The 16,549-nt window shown below is 70.8% G+C and carries 13 protein-coding genes, 1 other RNA gene and 2 pseudogenes; 8 read left to right on the top strand and 8 right to left on the bottom strand.

The genetic code is table 11. From position 1 onward, the window contains the following. Nucleotides 1-153: 153 nt before the first annotated feature. From GH736_RS06805 to rnpB, 3 genes and pseudogenes are all read left to right on the top strand, one after another. Nucleotides 154-465 (top strand): annotated as a pseudogene (locus GH736_RS06805) (Nif3-like dinuclear metal center hexameric protein); the annotation flags it as partial. 37 nt (nucleotides 466-502) lie between these two features. Beyond that, on the top strand, nucleotides 503-1,240 hold the full coding sequence (locus GH736_RS06800; RefSeq protein WP_159601484.1) for a zinc ribbon domain-containing protein: 738 nt from the start codon (nucleotides 503-505) through the stop codon (nucleotides 1,238-1,240). Nucleotides 1,241-1,274: 34 nt separating this feature from the next. Further along, an RNA gene (rnpB, locus tag GH736_RS06795) (RNase P RNA component class A) lies at nucleotides 1,275-1,652 on the top strand. A gap of 269 nt (nucleotides 1,653-1,921) precedes the next feature. Here the strand turns inward: rnpB and ppgK are convergent. Then, nucleotides 1,922-2,677 (bottom strand): polyphosphate--glucose phosphotransferase, encoded by a 756-nt coding sequence (gene ppgK / locus GH736_RS06790; RefSeq protein ID WP_159601482.1) that lies wholly within the window; start codon nucleotides 2,675-2,677, stop codon nucleotides 1,922-1,924. Nucleotides 2,678-2,711: 34 nt separating this feature from the next. After that, a complete protein-coding gene (map, locus tag GH736_RS06785; RefSeq protein ID WP_159601480.1) occupies nucleotides 2,712-3,575 on the bottom strand; it encodes a type I methionyl aminopeptidase in 864 nt (287 codons plus the stop codon). Nucleotides 3,576-3,586: 11 nt separating this feature from the next. On the opposite strand from map, the gene GH736_RS06780 reads away from it, so the two are divergent. Further along, the gene (locus GH736_RS06780) at nucleotides 3,587-3,772 is read left to right on the top strand and encodes an SPOR domain-containing protein (RefSeq protein WP_159601478.1); all 186 of its coding nucleotides are present in this window, start codon (nucleotides 3,587-3,589) and stop codon (nucleotides 3,770-3,772) included. A 43-nt stretch (nucleotides 3,773-3,815) separates the two neighbouring features. On the opposite strand, the gene panB is transcribed toward GH736_RS06780, so the two are convergent. Further along, nucleotides 3,816-4,703 (bottom strand): 3-methyl-2-oxobutanoate hydroxymethyltransferase, encoded by an 888-nt coding sequence (panB, locus tag GH736_RS06775; protein WP_159601476.1) that lies wholly within the window; start codon nucleotides 4,701-4,703, stop codon nucleotides 3,816-3,818. 87 nt (nucleotides 4,704-4,790) lie between these two features. Between panB and GH736_RS06770 the strand changes: the two genes are divergently transcribed. After that, nucleotides 4,791-6,128, top strand: a complete 1,338-nt coding sequence (locus GH736_RS06770; RefSeq protein WP_159601474.1) for a glutamine synthetase family protein — start codon at nucleotides 4,791-4,793, stop codon at nucleotides 6,126-6,128. Between the two features lie 11 nt (nucleotides 6,129-6,139). Continuing rightward, nucleotides 6,140-9,156 (top strand): annotated as a pseudogene (locus tag GH736_RS06765) (bifunctional [glutamine synthetase] adenylyltransferase/[glutamine synthetase]-adenylyl-L-tyrosine phosphorylase). Nucleotides 9,157-9,279: 123 nt separating this feature from the next. Here the strand turns inward: GH736_RS06765 and glnA are convergent. Continuing rightward, the gene (glnA, locus tag GH736_RS06760; protein ID WP_159601472.1) at nucleotides 9,280-10,704 is read right to left on the bottom strand and encodes a type I glutamate--ammonia ligase; all 1,425 of its coding nucleotides are present in this window, start codon (nucleotides 10,702-10,704) and stop codon (nucleotides 9,280-9,282) included. 142 nt (nucleotides 10,705-10,846) lie between these two features. Here glnA and GH736_RS06755 point away from each other — a divergent pair, with 142 nt between their 5' ends. Then, the gene (locus tag GH736_RS06755; protein WP_159601470.1) at nucleotides 10,847-11,281 is read left to right on the top strand and encodes an RDD family protein; all 435 of its coding nucleotides are present in this window, start codon (nucleotides 10,847-10,849) and stop codon (nucleotides 11,279-11,281) included. 71 nt (nucleotides 11,282-11,352) lie between these two features. Here the strand turns inward: GH736_RS06755 and GH736_RS06750 are convergent, their stop codons facing one another. From GH736_RS06750 to lipB, 3 genes are all read right to left on the bottom strand, one after another. Further along, nucleotides 11,353-12,066 (bottom strand): DUF4191 domain-containing protein, encoded by a 714-nt coding sequence (locus GH736_RS06750; protein WP_159601468.1) that lies wholly within the window; start codon nucleotides 12,064-12,066, stop codon nucleotides 11,353-11,355. A gap of 84 nt (nucleotides 12,067-12,150) precedes the next feature. Next, complete coding sequence (lipA, locus tag GH736_RS06745; RefSeq protein WP_159601466.1) at nucleotides 12,151-13,140, bottom strand: lipoyl synthase; 990 nt, start codon at nucleotides 13,138-13,140, stop codon at nucleotides 12,151-12,153. After that, the gene (gene lipB, locus GH736_RS06740) at nucleotides 13,137-13,778 is read right to left on the bottom strand and encodes a lipoyl(octanoyl) transferase LipB (protein ID WP_159601464.1); all 642 of its coding nucleotides are present in this window, start codon (nucleotides 13,776-13,778) and stop codon (nucleotides 13,137-13,139) included. Before lipB ends, lipA begins: the two co-directional genes overlap by 4 nt. 144 nt (nucleotides 13,779-13,922) lie before the next feature. Between lipB and GH736_RS06735 the strand changes: the two genes are divergently transcribed. Then, nucleotides 13,923-15,518: a hypothetical protein gene (locus GH736_RS06735; protein ID WP_159601462.1), complete on the top strand. Its 1,596-nt coding sequence runs from the start codon at nucleotides 13,923-13,925 to the stop codon at nucleotides 15,516-15,518. On the opposite strand, the gene sucB is transcribed toward GH736_RS06735, so the two are convergent. Then, a partial coding sequence (sucB, locus tag GH736_RS06730) for a 2-oxoglutarate dehydrogenase, E2 component, dihydrolipoamide succinyltransferase (RefSeq protein ID WP_159601460.1) occupies nucleotides 15,515-16,549 on the bottom strand: 1,035 nt, incomplete at its 5' end. The genes GH736_RS06735 and sucB overlap by 4 nt on opposite strands.

Here is a 16,549-nt window from a genome sequence, read left to right as displayed (position 1 = left end):
CCAGGATCGACTCCCTAAAAGGGCCACGGCCGAGACCGGCGGCGAGACCGAGTGGAAGTCCCGGCGCCAGATGCAGCACGAATGGTACGAAGGCCACTCCGAGCTCGACTGGCGCGACCGTCAGCGATCGACGGCCGTGGCTGAGCGGAAGCTGCCGGAGGGTTCGACGACCGCGTCGAGATCGTGGCGCTGTGCGGCGGCGCCGGCGACTCGCTGCTCGGCGACGCCGCCGTCCGTGGCGCCGACGTGTACCTCACCGCCGATCTGCGTCACCACCCCGCATCAGAGGCTCGTGAGCAGGCGCTGCTCGCCGGCGGCCCGGCGCTCCTCGACGTCTCCCACTGGGCCAGCGAATGGCTCTGGCTCGATGCGGCGGCCGCCCAGCTGCGCGAGGCGCACCCGCAGCTCGACGTGCGTGTGAGCGAACTCCGCACCGACCCCTGGGACTTCCAGGTCGTGCAATGATGACCACTTCCACTCCGTCCCCCACGAGGAGCACCACGTGAAGGCCAGCCCAGCCGACCAGCAGGAACTGCTGCGACTCCAGTCCCTCGACACCCGCCTGCAGCAGCTCGCCCACCGGCTCGGCTCGCTGCCCCAGGCCGGGCCGCTGGCTGAGCTCGCCAAGCGCGACACCGCAGTTCGCGGCACGCGCGCCGAGGCGGTCGGTGGGCTCGAGGACGCGCGCGCCGAGCTGAAGCGGCTCGAGTCGGACGTGCAGGTCGTGGAGGCGCGCATCGCACGTGACGGCGACCGCCTGCAGCACACCTCCTCGACGAAGGATGTCGCGGCGCTCGAGTCCGAGCTCGCCTCGCTGGCCAAGCGCCTCTCCGACCTCGAGGACCAGGAGCTCGTCGTCATGGAGCGCGTCGAGAGCGCCGAGGCCGTGGTCGCCGGGATCGACGACGAACGCGCGTCGATCGCGGCCGAGGTGGCCGTGCTCGAGGGCCAGCGCGATGAGGCCGCAGCGGGCTTCGCGACCGAACGCGACGCCACCGAGCGCGACCGCGCCGTCGTCGCCGGGAGCATCCCCGCCGACCTGCTCGCCTTCTACGAGCAGCGCCGCACCCGCGGAGGCGGCGTGGGTGCCGCCCTGCTCAGCCAGCGCACGTGCAACGGCTGCACCATCACGCTCACGGGATCCGACCTCGAGAAGGTCCGCCGTTCGGCTCCCGACGAGGTCGTGCAGTGCCCCGAGTGCGACCGCATCCTCGTCCGCACCGAGGAGTCCGGTCTCTGATCAGGGCCCGCGGCCTGTAGCCTGAGAAGGCGAGCGGGTCGGCAAGACGGCCGCGTCATCCGGTGCGAACCGGGTGCCGAGGAACGTCCGGGCTCCGCAGGGCAGGACGGTGGGTAACACCCACCCGGGGCAACCCGCGAGACAGTGCCACAGAAAGCAGACCGCCCCCGGCTTCGGCCGGGGGTAAGGGTGAAACGGTGGGGTAAGAGCCCACCAGCGGCCGCGGTGACGCGGTCGGCTCGGTAAACCTCGTCCGGAGCAAGGCCAGACAGGGAACGATGGGGCTGCCCGTCCCGTTCCCGGGTAGGCCGCTGGAGGGCTGCGGCAACGCAGCTCCGAGAGAGATGGCCGTCCAGCCGGTGTCGCGCAAGCGCCCGGTGAACAGAACCCGGCGTATCAGCCGGCCCGCTCGCACCTCGCAGCCGCCGCAACCGCGGCGCGCTCCACGGCGATCGCAGCGCGGTCGCCGACGGCGATGCGCTTCGCGGCGCTACCGGTCCTCGTCGTCGAGGCGGGCGTCCTCCTCGCGCTCCTCGCGTTCGCGCTGCTGCTCGCGGCGTTCCCGCTCCTCGCGGATCTTCTCCTCTTCGGGCGTCTTGTTGCTCATGCGCGCTCCAGTGATCGATGCGGTCGGGCCTCGGCCCGGTCCACTTCACCGTAGCGCGCCACGGACCTCGCCCGTCAGTGGAGTGCGAGTGCCGCGGCGCCCAGAATGCCTGCGTTGTTCCGGTGCACGGCCGGCACGATCGGCGTGGCGAGCTTCAACAGCGGCAGGAACTGCTCATGGTGCTTCGAGACGCCCCCGCCGACGATGAACAGGTCGGGCGAGAAGATGAACTCGACATGCGAGTAGTAGGTCTGCAGTCGCTTGGCCCACTTCTCCCAGCTCATCGACTCGCGCTCCATCGCCGAGTACGCGGCCCGGCTCTCGGCGTCGTGGCCGTCGATCTCGAGGTGTCCCAACTCCGAGTTCGGAACGAGCACGCCGTCGTAGATGAGTGCGGATCCGATCCCGGTACCGAGTGTCGTGAGGATCACGAGCCCGTCGACGCCGGCCGCGGCGCCGTATCGCAGCTCGGCGTGGCCCGCGGCATCCGCGTCGTTGATGAAGTGGATCTCGCGCCCGAGCGTCTCCTCGAAGAGCTCCTCGGCCGGCAACCCGATCCACTCCTTCGAGACGTTCGCGGCCGACAGGGTTCGGCCCTGCTTCACGACGGCGGGGAAGCAGATCCCGAGCGGCAGCTTGGCGCCTCCGACTCGCTCGTCGATGGTCGTGAGCAGCCCCTCGGTCGCACGCAGGATGTCGGCGGGCTTGCCGCCCTCGGGTGTGCCGACCTTGAAGCGATGCGTGACGAGCTCACCCGTGGCCAGGTCGATGACCGCCCCCTTGATGCCCGTTCCGCCGATGTCGATGCCGATCGCCTGGTCAGTCGCCATGGCGCCACACTATCGCGCGTCGTACGGGCGACGCTCAGGGGAGGGTCAGGATCTCGGCGCCGCGCTCGGTCACCACGAGGGTGTGCTCGAACTGCGCGGTGAGCGCGCGGTCCCGGGTGACGACGGTCCAGTCGTCGTCCCAGAGGTCCCAGTCGGTGGTGCCGAGCGTGAGCATCGGCTCGATCGTGAAGACCATGCCCGGTTCCATGACCGTGTCGAACTCGGGGGCGTCGTAGTGCGGGATGATGAGCCCGGTGTGGAACGCGCGACCGACGCCATGGCCGGTGTAGTCGCGCACGACCCCGTAGCCGAAGCGCTTCGCGTACGCCTCGATGGCGCGGCCGATCACGTTCACCTGGCGGCCGGGGGCGACGGCGCGGATGCCGCGGGCGAGCGCTTCGCGGGTGCGCTCGACGAGCAGCGTCGCCTCCTCGGACGCATGCCCGACGAGGAACGTGTGGTTGAGGTCGCCGTGGTAGCCGTCGAGGTAGGCGGTGACGTCGATGTTGACGAGGTCGCCGTCGTCGAGCACGGTGTCGTCGGGGATGCCGTGACAGATCACCTCGTTCACCGACGTGCACGACGACTTGGGGTAGCCGCGGTAGCCGAGCGTCGACGGGTAGGCGCCGTGGGCGACGACGAAGTCGTGCGCGATGCGGTCGAGCTCGTCGGTCGTCACCCCAGGCCGGATGATCGCCGCCGCAGCCTCGATCGCGCCGGCGGCGATGCGCCCGGCTGCCCGGATCCGCTCCACCTCGTCGGGCGTGTACCAGTCACCGTCGCCGTTGGGAGCGGGTGCGCGATGCCCCACGTACTCGGGCCGGACGATGGACTCGGGCACGGCTCGGATCGGCGAAGGGCGGCCGGGGATCAGGTGGCCGGAGGCGTCCTTGGGCATAGGATCAGCCTATGGCCGAGGATGTCGAGCACCAGTTCTGGTACAACATGCACACGGGCGAGGTCGAGCAGGGCTTCCAGTCGCCGGCGGTCGATCGCGTGGGGCCGTTCGAGACCCGCGCCGAGGCCGAGCGGGCGCTCGAGATCCTGCGCGCGAACAGCGCGAAGTGGGCCGAGGAAGAGGCCGAGGAACGCTGATCCTCCTCGGGAACGAGCGCCGGCCGGGGTGCGACCGGCGCCGCTACTCGTAGCTGTGCTCGGCGTTGGGGTAGCTGCCCGACTCCACGTCCTGCCGCCACGCCTTCGCGGCGGAGCTCAGGATTCCCGAGAGGTCGGCGTACTGCTTCACGAACTTCGGCACGCGCCCGATGGTGAGCCCTGCCCAGTCCGTCCAGACGAGCAGCTGGCCGTCGGTGTGCGGTCCCGCGCCCACGCTGATCGTGGGGATGTCGAGGAGCTCGGTCACCTGGCGCGCCGCATCGGCGGGCACCATCTCGAGCACCACCGCGAACGCCCCGGCGTCCTGCACGGCCCTCGCGTCGGCGAGGAGCTGCTTGACGCCCTCGCCGCGGCCCTGGATGACGTGCCCGCCCAGGCCATGCTCGCTCTGCGGGGTGTAGCCGATGTGGGCCATGACGGGGATGCCCGCCCCGACGATGCGCCGGATCTGCTTGTGGCTGCGTTCGCCGCCCTCGAGCTTCACGGCGTGCGCGCCGGTCTCCTTCATGAAGCGCACAGCGGTGTGCAGCGCCTCCTCCGGCCCGTTCTCGTAGGAGCCGAACGGCATGTCGGCGACGACGAACGCGCGCTTCACGGCTCCGGCGACGGCGCGGGTCAGGGGGATGAGGTCGTCGACCTTGACGGGCAGCGTGGTCTCGTACCCGAAGACGTTGTTGCCGGCCGAGTCGCCGACGAGCAGGAAGTCGATGCCGGCCTCGTCGAAGATGCGGGCGGTGAGCATGTCGTAGCTCGTGAGGCCGGTGATCTTGATGCCGTCGCGCTTCGCGTTCTGGAAGTGGCGGGTGCGCACCCGCTTCGGGCCGCCGGATGCCGCGCCGCCGCCGTACGGATTCGTCTCCACGTTCGCCGTGCTGTCGGAAGGAGTGTCGTTGACGGGCTGCTCAGACATGTCGCCAGTCTGGCACACGGGGCACCCGCGCCCGGCGCCCCGTCGGCCGTTCTGCCGCTACCCTGAGAGGTGCGAGAGAGGGTGTGGATGGATAAGCAGCGCGACTTCGTTCTCCGGACCATCGAGGAACGAGGAGTCAAGTTCGTCAGGCTCTGGTTCACCGACGTGGTCGGAACCCTGAAGTCGGTGGCGATCGCCCCGGCCGAGGTGGAGGGGGCGTTCACCGAGGGCATCGGATTCGACGGGTCCGCGATCGAGGGGCTGAGCCGCACGTTCGAGTCCGACCTGCTCGCCTACCCCGACCCGACGACGTTCCAGACGCTCCCGTGGCGCGGCGACATCGACCCGACCGGGCGCATGTTCTGCGACATCACCACGCCCGACGGCGAGCCGGCCGTCGCCGACCCGCGCAACGTGCTCAAGCGCACGCTCGCGCGTGCGGCCGACAGCGGGTTCACCTTCTACACGCACCCCGAGATCGAGTTCTACCTGCTGCGCTCGTCGAAGTACGGCGAGGAGGGGCCCGTGCCCGTCGACTCGGCCGGCTACTTCGACAACGTCCCGGGCGGCACCGCCCACGACTTCCGGCGACGCAGCGTGCGGATGCTCGAAGACCTCGGCATCTCGGTGGAGTTCAGTCACCACGAGGCGGGCCCGGGACAGAACGAGATCGACCTCCGGTACGCCGACGCGCTCACCACCGCCGACAACATCATGACGTTCCGCACCGTGATCAAGGAGGTGGCGATCGAGCAGGGCGTGTACGCCACGTTCATGCCGAAGCCGTTCTCGCAGTATCCCGGCAGCGGCATGCACACGCACCTCTCGCTCTTCGAGGGCGACGCGAACGCCTTCTACGAGGCGGGGTCGCAGTACCAGCTCTCCAAGATCGGGCGCCAGTTCATCGCGGGCCTCCTGCGGCACGCGAACGAGATCTCCGCGGTCACCAACCAGTTCGTCAACTCCTACAAGCGCCTCTGGGGCGGCGACGAGGCGCCGAGCTTCATCTGCTGGGGCCACAACAACCGCTCCGCGCTCGTGCGCGTGCCCCTGTACAAGCCCAACAAGGGGCAGAGCGCGCGCGTCGAGTACCGGGCGATCGACTCGGCCGCCAACCCCTACCTCGCGTTCTCGCTGCTGCTCGCCGCGGGCCTGAAGGGCATCGAGGAGGGCTACGACCTCCCCCCCGAGGCCGAGGACGACGTCTGGGCCCTCACCGACAGCGAGCGCCGGGCCCTCGGGTACCACCCGCTGCCGGCGAGCCTCGACCACGCCATCGAGTACATGGAGGAGTCCGAGCTCGTCGCCGAGACGCTCGGCGAGCAGGTGTTCAACTACGTGCTCGCGAACAAGCGCTCGGAGTGGCGCGACTACCGCTCGCAGGTGACGACCTTCGAGCTGCAGCGCAACCTCGAGATCCTCTGACCAGCGACCGGATGTCACGTCAGGCCCCGACCCTCGGTCGACTCGCGCGGGCGGGCTTCGACGACCTCGACTCGGCGGCGGCCGGCCTCGAGGCCCTCGCCGTCGCGACGGGCGTCGACGAGGAGCGCCTGCTCACCGCGTTCGCGCAAGCCGGTGATCCCGACGAAGCCCTCGTCGCGGTGGCACGCCTGCAGGAGCGCGCGCCGCACGAAGTTGCCGTCGTGCTCGAGCAGGATGCCTCGGCCGAACGCCTGGCGCGCCTGCTCGGCGCCTCCCGGGGGTTCGGTGACTTCCTGATGCGTCATCCGGGCGAGGTCGGGCTGCTCCAGCAGGTGCCCATGCCCCCGCCGGCCACCGCCGATGCACGCGAGTCGCTCCTCGCGGCGCTCGACGACATCGATGCTCCGCCCGCACAGTACCTCGACGCCGTGGCATCCGCCCTGCGTGTGCGCTACCGACGGCTGCTCGCGGGCATCGCCGTCTGGGATCTCAGCAGAACCGACGCGGTGGAGGCCGTCGACGTCGTGGCATCCGGCCTCGCGGACCTGGCCGGCGCGACCCTCGACGTGGCGATCATCGCCGCCGGCGTGCGATCGCGCGAGCCGAGGGCGCACCGGCGGCGCCCGGCACCTACCCGGCCGCAGAGGTGGACGCCACCCGGCTCGCCGTCATCGGCATGGGCAAGGCCGGCGCGCGGGAGCTGAACTACGTGAGCGACGTCGACGTGATCTACGTGGCCGACTCCGCCGACGAGGAGGTGGTGTCGACGCCGCGAGCGCTCGACATCGCCACGCGCCTCGCCATGGTCGCGATGCGAGTCATCGCCGAGCCCGGCATCGAGCCCCCGCTCTGGGAGGTGGACCCGAACCTGCGGCCCGAGGGCAAGGACGGCGCGCTCGTGCGCACCCTCGACTCGCACCTGCACTACTACGACCGATGGGCGAAGAGCTGGGAGTTCCAGGCACTCCTGAAGGCTCGGCCCCTCGCCGGCGACGCCGAGCTCGGTGCCCGGTACGCCGCCGGCGTGGCGCCGAAGGTGTGGTCGAGCTCGGGTCGCGAGGGATTCGTCGAATCGGTCCAGCGCATGCGCGAACGCGTCACCGAGCACATCCCGGCCGACGAGGTCGACGTGCAGCTGAAGCTCGGACCGGGCGGCCTGCGCGACATCGAGTTCACCGTGCAGCTCCTCCAGCTCGTGCACGGGGCCTCGGACGCCGACATCCATCAGGCCGGCACCCTGCCGGCACTCGCGGCCCTCGCCGACGGGGGCTACGTGGGCAGGGAGGAGGCGGCGGAGTTCTCGCGCGACTACCGGATCCTCCGCGTCCTCGAGCACCGGCTGCAGCTGCAGCGCCTGCGGCGGACGCATCTCATGCCGCGCGGGGCCGCGGAGCTCCGGGCCCTCGCTCGATCGTCGGGCCTCGGTCGTGACGACCACGACCTCTCAGCGCTCTGGCAGTCCACGCGCCAGCGAGTGCGCGGCCTCCACGAACGCCTCTTCTACCGGCCGCTGCTGTCGGCCGTCGCGGCATTGCCCGCGAGTGGGCTGGAGCTCACCAGCGAGCAGGCCGCGGCCCGGCTCGCGGCGATCGGGTTCCGCGACCCACGCGGCGCACTGGCGCACATCGGCGCGCTCACGGCCGGCGTCTCCCGCCGCGCCACGATCCAGCGGCACCTGATGCCGGTGCTGATCTCGTGGTTCGCGGAGGGGGCGGACCCCGACTACGGGCTGCTCGCCTTCCGCCGGCTGAGCGAGACGCTCGGCACCACGCACTGGTACCTGCGGCTGCTTCGCGACTCGTCCGATGCCGCCCTCCGGCTCACGCGCGTGCTGTCGGGGTCGCGCTTCGCGGGCGAGCTGCTCGAACGCACGCCCGAGGCGGTCGCCTGGCTCGAGGACGTCGACGAGCTGCGGCCCCGTTCGCTCGCCGCACTCGACGACGAGAAGCGGGCCGTGCTCGGCCGGCACGTGGACGCCGCGGCCGCCGCGAAGGTGTTCCGTGCCATCCGCCGCCGCGAGGTGCTGCGGCTGGCCCTCTCGGCGATCCTCGACGTGTGCACGGTCGAAGAGCTCGGCCACGGGCTGTCGGATGTCACGCAGAGCCACATCTCGGCGACGATCACGGCCATCCGGGGCGTCGAGCCCGACGGCATCGAGTTCGCCGTGGTCGGCATGGGACGGTTCGGCGGGCGGGAGCTCGGCATCGGATCCGACGCCGATATCGTGTACGTCTTCCGCCCGACGGATGCCGCGCCCGAGGTGGCGCAGGCGCGCGCCCTCCGCATCGTCGCCGACCTCGTCCGGCTGACGGAGGACGCCCGACTGCCGTTCGAGCTCGACGCCGACCTGCGGCCCGAGGGGCGCAACGGCGTCGTCGCCCGCTCCCTCGACGCCTACCGTGCCTATTACGCCCGGTGGTCGCTCACCTGGGAGGCGCAGGCGCTGTTGCGCGCGCGTCCCGTCGCCGGCGACGAAGCGCTGCTCCACGACTTCATGGAGCTCGCCGACACGGTGCGATACCCCGAGCACCTCACCGAGCAGGACATCCGTGAGGTGAAGCGCATCAAGGCCCGCGTCGAGAACGAGCGGCTGCCCCAAGGCGCCGACCCGCGCCGCCACCTCAAGCTGGGGCGGGGTTCGCTCTCCGACGTGGAGTGGTTCGTGCAGCTCGTGCAGCTCGAGCACGGCGCGGCGGAGCCCTCGCTTCGCACCCCGTCGACGCTCGACGCCCTGGCCGCCGCCGTGGAGCGCGGCCACATCCCGTCCGCCGACGCCCGCACGCTGCGTGCGGCCTGGGTGTTCGCGTCGCGTGCACGGTCGTCGCTGACCCTCTGGCTCGACCGCACGACCGACGTCCTCCCGGTCGAGCGGTCGCAGCTCGAGGGCGTCGCACGCATCATGGGCTACCCGCCGGGCTCGGCCACCCGGCTCGAGGACGACTACCTCCAGGTCACCCGTCGCGCCCGCGCGGTGTTCGAGCGCGGGTTCTACGGCGTGGAGACGCGCCGCGAGCCCACCACGGGCTGAGCCGCCTCCGAACGCGGTGCGGAGCGGACCCGTCAGCGCGCATCGCTGCATGCCGTCGCCAGGACGGCCGAAGGGCCCGCATCGCCGGAGCGACGCGGGCCCTTCGTGGGACTGCAGGGGAGATCAGACGCCGTAGTACAGCTCGAACTCGAAGGGGTGCGGGCGCTGCGCCAGCGGCTTGAGCTCCTTCTCGCGCTTGTAGTCGATCCAGGTCTCGATGAGCTCCTTGGTGAACACGCCGCCCTCGAGGAGGAAGTCGTGGTCGGCCTCGAGCGCGTCGAGCACGGCGTCGAGCGAACCCGGCACCTGGGGGATCGTCTTGGCCTCCTCGGGCGGCAGCTCGTAGAGGTCCTTGTCGACCGGCTCGTGCGGCTCGATGCGGTTCTTGATGCCGTCGAGGCCGGCCATGAGCTGGGCGGCGAACGCGAGGTAGGGGTTGCCCGAGGCATCCGGAGCACGGAACTCGATGCGCTTGGCCTTCGGGTTCGTGCCGGTGATCGGGATGCGGATGGCCGCCGAGCGGTTGCCCGCCGAGTAGACCAGGTTGACCGGGGCCTCGAAGCCGGGCACGAGGCGGTGGTACGAGTTCACGGTCGGGTTCGTGAACGCGAGCAGTGCCGGGGCGTGGCGGAGGATGCCGCCGATGTACCAGCGCGCCAGGTCGGAGAGGCCGCCGTAGCCGGCCTCGTCGTAGAACAGCGGCTTGCCGTCGCTCCACAGCGACTGGTGCGTGTGCATGCCCGATCCGTTGTCGCCGAAGAGCGGCTTCGGCATGAACGTGGCCGTCTTGCCCCACTCGTTGGCGGTGTTCTTGACGATGTACTTGAACTTCAGGATGTCGTCGGCCGCGTGCACCATCGTGTCGAAGCGGTAGTTGATCTCGGCCTGGCCGCCCGTGCCGACCTCGTGGTGGGCGCGCTCGAGGATGAGGCCCGCGTCGATGAGCTTCAGCGAGATGTCGTCGCGCAGGTCGGCCTGCTTGTCGACCGGTGAGACGGGGAAGTAGCCGCCCTTGTACGGGGTCTTGTTGCCGAGGTTGCCGCCCTCCTCGACACGGCCCGAGTTCCAGGCGCCCTCCTCGGAGTCGACCGAGTAGAAGCTCGCGTTCTGCGTCACCTCGTAGCGCACGTCGTCGAAGATGTAGAACTCCGCCTCGGGGGCGAAGTAGGCGGTGTCGGCGATGCCCGTCGAGGCGAGGTACTTCTCGGCCTTCTTGGCGACCTGGCGCGGGTCCTTCGCGTAGATCTCGCCGTTGCGCGGGTTGTAGATGTCGAAGATCATCACGAGCGTGCGCTCGGCGCGGAACGGGTCGACATAGGCCGTGGAGACATCCGGGATCAGCTGCATGTCCGACTCGTGGATCGACGCGAAGCCGCGGATCGACGAGCCGTCGAAGAGCTGGCCGACCGTGAAGAACTCCTCGTCGACGGTCGACGCCGGGATGTTGAAGTGCTGCTGCACGCCCGGGAGGTCGGTGAAGCGGATGTCGAGGAACTTGACATCCGTCTCCTTGATGAACGTGAGCACTTCGGACGAATCACTGAACATGTGACGGAATCTCCAAGAAGGGGCGGGGTGGGACCGGACGGACGTGCACAGCCGCTAGCGACGCTATCGAGTCGCGGTTTCCCTGCCATGACGCGAATGTTTCCGCCATGTTACGCGCATGGCCGGTCGGTAGACTCGTGGGATGCCTGACCCGAACCCCCGCACCTTCGGCGAGCTCGAGCCCAGTCGGTGGCCGGGGGAGCGGCTCGGCCTTCCCGACACCGGTCGCGGCTCGGTCGGTCGGGTGGGGCGCCGACTCGGTGCGATCGCCATCGACTGGGGCCTGGCGCTGCTGATCGCGCTGCTCTTCGCACCGTACAGCTCGCTGACGCATTCGTGGGTCACGCTCGTCATCTTCGCGCTGATGCAGGTCGTGTTCATCCCGACCATCGGCGGGAGCATCGGGCATCGCGTCACCGGCATGCGGGTGGTGCCGCTCACCGGTGGCTGGGTCGGCGCGCGCCGGCCGATCGTGCGCACCCTGCTGCTGGTGCTCGTCGTGCCGGCGCTCGTCTGGGACTCCGACCAGCGGGGCTTCCACGACAAGGTGGCCGGCACCGTGCTCATCCGGGCCTGACCGCCGATCGCCCCTGAGACGGCGAACGGCATCCGCCGATCGACGGATGCCGCGTGCTGCCGACCCGGGGGTCAGCGCATCTTGCCGCGCTGCGGCCGCGCCTTCATGGGATCGATGCCCTTGGGAATGGGGAGCGCCGTCTGCAGCGAGTTCAGGCGGTTGGAGACCGCGAGGACCTCGGGCTTGGTGAGCGTGCGCTTCGCCTTGCGCAGGGTCGCGGGGAGGCGGTAGAGCTCGATGGAACCGTCGTCGTGGCCGACCGAGATGAGGGTGACCGGCACGTTGGGCAGGATCCTCGAGACCTTGCGCTGCTCCTCGTCGAGCATGCGCTTGGTGCGCGTGACGGGGCCCTCGCTGATGAGTGCGACGCCGCCGCGGCCGACCGCGCGGTACACGGCGTCCTGCGTCTTGCCGTTCACGGCGATCGGCATCTCGTTGCCGACCCAGCCGCCGCGGAGGCCGCTGCGGAGCACCGCGCCGACGGCGCCGGGCTGGCCGTCGATCTGCGCGTACGCGGCGCGCTCGGCTCGACGGCCGAGGATGACGAGGGCGAGGAGGAGTCCGGCCAGCACACCGGCGACGATCCAGAGGGCGATCGTGAACCCGTTGCCCTCGCCGAGCCACAGGGCGAGTCCGAGGCCGATGAGCACCGGGACGAGGAATCCGAGCAGCATGAGCCACTGCGCGCTCGAGTCGTAGCGGCGGGTCATCTGGAAGACCTGCCACATCTGCTTCATGCGACCCGGCTCCTTCGGAGCGGAGCCCTTGTCCTTGGTGCGTGCCATGGTCACAAGGATACCGGCGGCGGACGCCGCCCCCGACCGTGTTCTCAGAGGGCGGAGGCGACGTGCACGCCGATTTCCGGCGGTCTAGCCGACCGCCTGCGCGAACCCGAGCGATGCGTCCGCGAGGTGCGCGAGCTCCGTCGGGAGGGTGCGTCCCTTCGCCTGCATGGACTGCGCCCAGAGGCGCCCCGCGCGATACGACGAGCGCACCAGCGGGCCGGCGAGCACCCCGAGGAATCCGATCTCCTCGGCCTCCTCCTTCAGCTCCACGAACTCCTCGGGGCGCACCCAGCGGTCGACCGGGAGGTGGCGAGGACTCGGCCGCAGGTACTGCGTGATCGTGATGATGTCGGTGCCCGCGTCGTGCAGGTCCTGCAGGGCCTGCGAGACCTCGGCGCGCTCCTCGCCCATGCCGAGGATGAGGTTCGACTTCGTGATGAGGCCGGCGTCACGGCCCTGGGTGATCACGTCGAGGGAGCGCTCGTACCGGAACGCCGGCCGGATCCGCTTGAAGATGCGCGGAACCGTCTCGACGTTGTGGGCGAAGACCTCGGGGCGAGCGGAGAACACCTCGGCGAGGTGGACCGGGTTGCCCGAGAAGTCGGGCACGAGGATCTCCACCCCGGTGCCGGGGGACTGGCGGTGGATCTCACGGATGGTCTCCGCATAGAGCCAGGCACCCTCGTCGGGCAGGTCGTCGCGCGCGACGCCGGTGACGGTCGAGTAGCGCAGCTGCATCCGCACCACCGACTCGGCGACGCGTCGCGGCTCGTCGACGTCGTAGTCGGCCGGCTTGCCGGTGTCGATCTGGCAGAAGTCGCATCGCCGCGTGCACTGCGAGCCGCCGATCAGGAAGGTGGCCTCGCGGTCCTCCCAGCACTCGTAGATGTTGGGGCACCCGGCCTCCTGGCAGACCGTGTGCAGCTCCTCGCTCTTCACGAGGCTCTGCAGCTGCCGGTACTCGGGACCCATCTTGGCGCGCGTCTTGATCCACTCGGGCTTGCGCTCGATCGGCGTCTGGGCGTTGCGGACCTCGAGGCGCAGCATCCGGCGCCCGTCTGGTGCGGTGCTCATGCGGCGACCGCCGCCTCGGCCTCAGCGAGGAATCGCTGCGTGATCGGTTCGATGAGGTCCGCGGGCACGACCGGGCGGCCGAGCTCGCGCGTGATGGTCGTCACGCCGGCGTCGCGGATGCCGCAGGCGACGATCCGCTCGTAGGGTTCGAGCGAGTTCGAGCAGTTCAGCGCGAACCCGTGCATCGTCACGCCGTCGGCGACGCGGATGCCGATGGCGGCGATCTTGTTCTCGCGGCCGGGCGCACCGACCCACACACCCGAGCGTCCCTCGACACGACGCCCGTCGACGCCCAGTCCTGCGAGCACGTCGATGAGGATGCCCTCGAGGCGACGCACGTAGCCGACCACGTCGATCGGCTCGGCGAGGTGGAGGATCGGATACCCCACCAGCTGGCCGGGGCCGTGCCAGGTGATCTTCCCGCCTCGATCGACGTCGATGACGGGTGTTCCGTCGGTCGGCCGTTCTTCGGGGGCGGTGCGCTTCCCGGCGGTGTAGACGGAGGGGTGTTCCAGGAGGATGACGGTGTCGGGGCGTTCGCCCCTGACGACCGCGCGATGGACGGCGCGCTGAAGGTCGAGACCCTCGATGTACGGCACGGAGTTGGCGCTTAGCCCCGCGACGACGAAGTCGAGCATGCCGTCCATTCTAGGTGGGCGGATGCCGCGTGCCGCCCCCGGCGCCGGGTGGACTCGTCCTCCCCAGTCGGCCGGCTGACGGTCGGTGCCGGTGACCTGCGGCGCGGGTCCGCACGACGGCGCAGGGACGGCCACGATGCCCGTATGAGCCGCACGCCCCGACCCGACTCCGTGCCGACCGGGCCCGAGCCGGCGCACCGCTCCGGCCCGCTCGAAGGCCGCCTCGTCGGCTACCGGATCGTGCGCCGCATCGCGTCGGGAGCACGTGCCGACGTCTATCTCGCCGCGGCCGAGTCGGCCGCACCCCACCACTCCGCCCAACCCGGGACGCCGACCGGGTCCGCACCTGCGGCGCACGACGCCATCGAGCGGGCGCCGATGGCGACGGTGCTCGTCGTGCTGCGGGTCTACGAGGCGTCCGACGACGTGATCACGAGCGAGATCGAGGCGATGTCGGCGGATGCCACGGGCACGCTGCCCTTGCTCATCGACGTGGCGAACCTCGAAGACGGCCGGTGCTGCCTCGTTGTCGAGCGGCTGGGCGGCCGCCCGTTGTCACGAGTGCTGGCCGAGCGACGACTCAGTCCGGGGGAGGCGGTCACGATCCTCGCGCCACTCGTCGTGGCCGTCGGCGAGCTGGCGCGCATCGGCTTCGTGCACGACCGCCTGTCCACGGGCGATGTCGTCCTCGACGAGGACGGGAGGCCCCGGCTGATCGGACTCGGAGCGCTGCGACGCCTTCCAGCCCCCGGCGAGGCACGCTCGGCGCTGCAGCGCGCCGGGCACGAGGCCCTCGCCGACCTGCTCGACGAGGTCGGCTCGGCGGTGGCACCCGCCGGTGCGCTCAAGGGCGTGACCGGGTACCTCCGTGGCCGGCTGGCCGTTCGCCCGTTCGAGCCGTGCGACGAGGAGGTCGAACGGCGTCTCTTCGCCGCGGCGACTCCCGAGGCGGTCCGGGGGTTCGCGCCGCGTGGAGCTCCGCGCGTCGCACCGAACCGGGTGATCCCGCCGGTGCCCGCCGATGAGGTTCCGACGCCGTCGGCCGATCCACGCGGAGCGAGCACGCGCTTCGGCTCGGGCCTCGGACGCGTGTTCGCGCTGCTGCACGGTCCCGACGACCTCGTCGAGCAGATCGCGGAAGCAGTGGAGCTCGAGCGACCCAGCCGCCTCCGCCGTCGTGTCCGGGATGCGATCGGCCGCCGGCGCAGCGTGCTGGTCGTCGGCGGCCTGGTGGGCGGGGGAGCGCTCGTGCTGCTGCTCACGATGGTGCCGCCGACGCCGCCGGATGCGCACGTCGATGAGGCGTCGGCAGCGGCGCCCGCCTCCGGCATCGACGCCGCAACGACCGGAGCAGGTCTCGGCGAAACGGTTGCGCCGATCGACGTGCAGGACGCCGTGGAGTCGAACACCGGCGTCGATGCGGATGCGAATCCGGTCGAGGCGGCGCGATGGCTGCTCGAACGGCGGACGACGTGCTTCGAGACCCTCGATCTCGGATGCCTCGACGCCGTCGACCAGCCGGGATCGGCGATCGAGAGCGCAGACCGTGACGCCATCGCGCTGGCCCGCGACGGATCCGCGCGGCCTGCTCCGCGGTTCGACCCCGTGTCCATCGCGATCACCGGGGACATGGGCGGGGCGGTGCTCGTGCGTGCGGAGACCGTCGCTGAACGCGAACCGGCCTCGCTCCTCATGGTGAGGGGCGAGGCCGGGTGGCGCTTGCGCGATGTCTTCGACTAGATCCCGAGGTCGGCCTCGAAGGCCCCCTCTTCCAGACGCTCCTTCACGGCGGTCAGGAAGCGGGCAGCGTCGGCGCCGTCGATGATGCGGTGATCGTACGAGAGCGCCAGGTACACCATCGAGCGGATCGCGATCGCGTCCTCGCCGTCCTGCTTCACGACGACCGGGCGCTTGACGACGATGCCCGTGCCGAGGATCGCCGACTGCGGCAGGAACACGACCGGCGTGTCGAACAGCGCGCCGCGGGATCCCGTGTTGGTCAGCGTGAACGTGCCGCCCGAGAGCTCGTCGGGCTTCAGCTGGTTGTTGCGGGTGCGGTCGGCCAGGTCGGCGATCTGCGCGGCCAGCGCGGCGATGTCGAGGTCGCCTGCATCGCGGATGACCGGCGTCAGCAGTCCGCGCTCGGTGTCGACCGCGATGCTCATGTTCTCGGTCGGCGGGTAGACGATGCTGTCGCCGTCGACCGTCGAGTTGACGATCGGGTAGGCGCGGAGCGCCTCGGCCGCTGCCAGCGCGAAGAACGGCAGGAACGACAGCTTGTTGCCGGTCTTCGCGAGGAAGTCGCCCTTCACCCGGTCGCGAAGGCGGGCGACGCGCGTCACGTCGACCTCGACGACGGTGGTGAGCTGCGCCGTGGAGGTCATCGAGACCACGGCGCGCTCGGCGACGACCTTGCGGAGGCGCGTCATCGGCACGGTCGTGCCGCGCAGCGGCGAGGTCTCGAGCGGCGTGCGAGCGGGTGCGGCCGCCGCCGCGGGAGCAGCTGCCGGCGCCTGGGCCGAGATCACGTCCTGCTTGCGGATGCGACCGCCGACACCGGTGCCGGTCACGCTCGAGAGGTCGACGCCCTGCTCGTTCGCGAGCTTGCGCACGATGGGGGTCACATAGCCGCTGGGGCCCGCGTGCGAGCCGCCAGTGGCCGCGGGAGCCGCTGCGGGGGCCTCGGCCGCCGCACTCTGGTCTGAGTATGGATTCGAACGCAGCCAAGTGCTCGGCGCCGCCTCACCGACCGATGCCGCGGGCCGCCGAGC

It is taken from the genome of Agromyces humi, from assembly GCF_009720255.1.
Taxonomy (GTDB): Bacteria; Actinomycetota; Actinomycetes; order Actinomycetales; family Microbacteriaceae; genus Agromyces; species Agromyces humi.
The sequence above is the reverse complement of the archived record's forward strand: the minus strand, read 5'-3'. Positions and strand labels throughout refer to the sequence as shown.

What these genes read in the sequence shown, in the direction of transcription:
- lipB (WP_159601464.1), bottom strand. Translation starts at nt 13,778, where the DNA reads ATGCTCGACTTCGTCGTCGCGGGGCTAAGCGCCAACTCCGTGCCGTAC.
- ppgK (WP_159601482.1), bottom strand. Translation starts at nt 2,677, where the DNA reads ATGGCGACTGACCAGGCGATCGGCATCGACATCGGCGGAACGGGCATC.
- GH736_RS06735 (WP_159601462.1), top strand. Translation starts at nt 13,923, where the DNA reads ATGAGCCGCACGCCCCGACCCGACTCCGTGCCGACCGGGCCCGAGCCG.
- GH736_RS06755 (WP_159601470.1), top strand. Translation starts at nt 10,847, where the DNA reads ATGCCTGACCCGAACCCCCGCACCTTCGGCGAGCTCGAGCCCAGTCGG.
- map (WP_159601480.1), bottom strand. Translation starts at nt 3,575, where the DNA reads ATGCCCAAGGACGCCTCCGGCCACCTGATCCCCGGCCGCCCTTCGCCG.
- glnA (WP_159601472.1), bottom strand. Translation starts at nt 10,704, where the DNA reads ATGTTCAGTGATTCGTCCGAAGTGCTCACGTTCATCAAGGAGACGGAT.
- GH736_RS06780 (WP_159601478.1), top strand. Translation starts at nt 3,587, where the DNA reads ATGGCCGAGGATGTCGAGCACCAGTTCTGGTACAACATGCACACGGGC.
- GH736_RS06770 (WP_159601474.1), top strand. Translation starts at nt 4,791, where the DNA reads ATGGATAAGCAGCGCGACTTCGTTCTCCGGACCATCGAGGAACGAGGA.
- lipA (WP_159601466.1), bottom strand. Translation starts at nt 13,140, where the DNA reads ATGAGCACCGCACCAGACGGGCGCCGGATGCTGCGCCTCGAGGTCCGC.
- GH736_RS06750 (WP_159601468.1), bottom strand. Translation starts at nt 12,066, where the DNA reads ATGGCACGCACCAAGGACAAGGGCTCCGCTCCGAAGGAGCCGGGTCGC.
- panB (WP_159601476.1), bottom strand. Translation starts at nt 4,703, where the DNA reads ATGTCTGAGCAGCCCGTCAACGACACTCCTTCCGACAGCACGGCGAAC.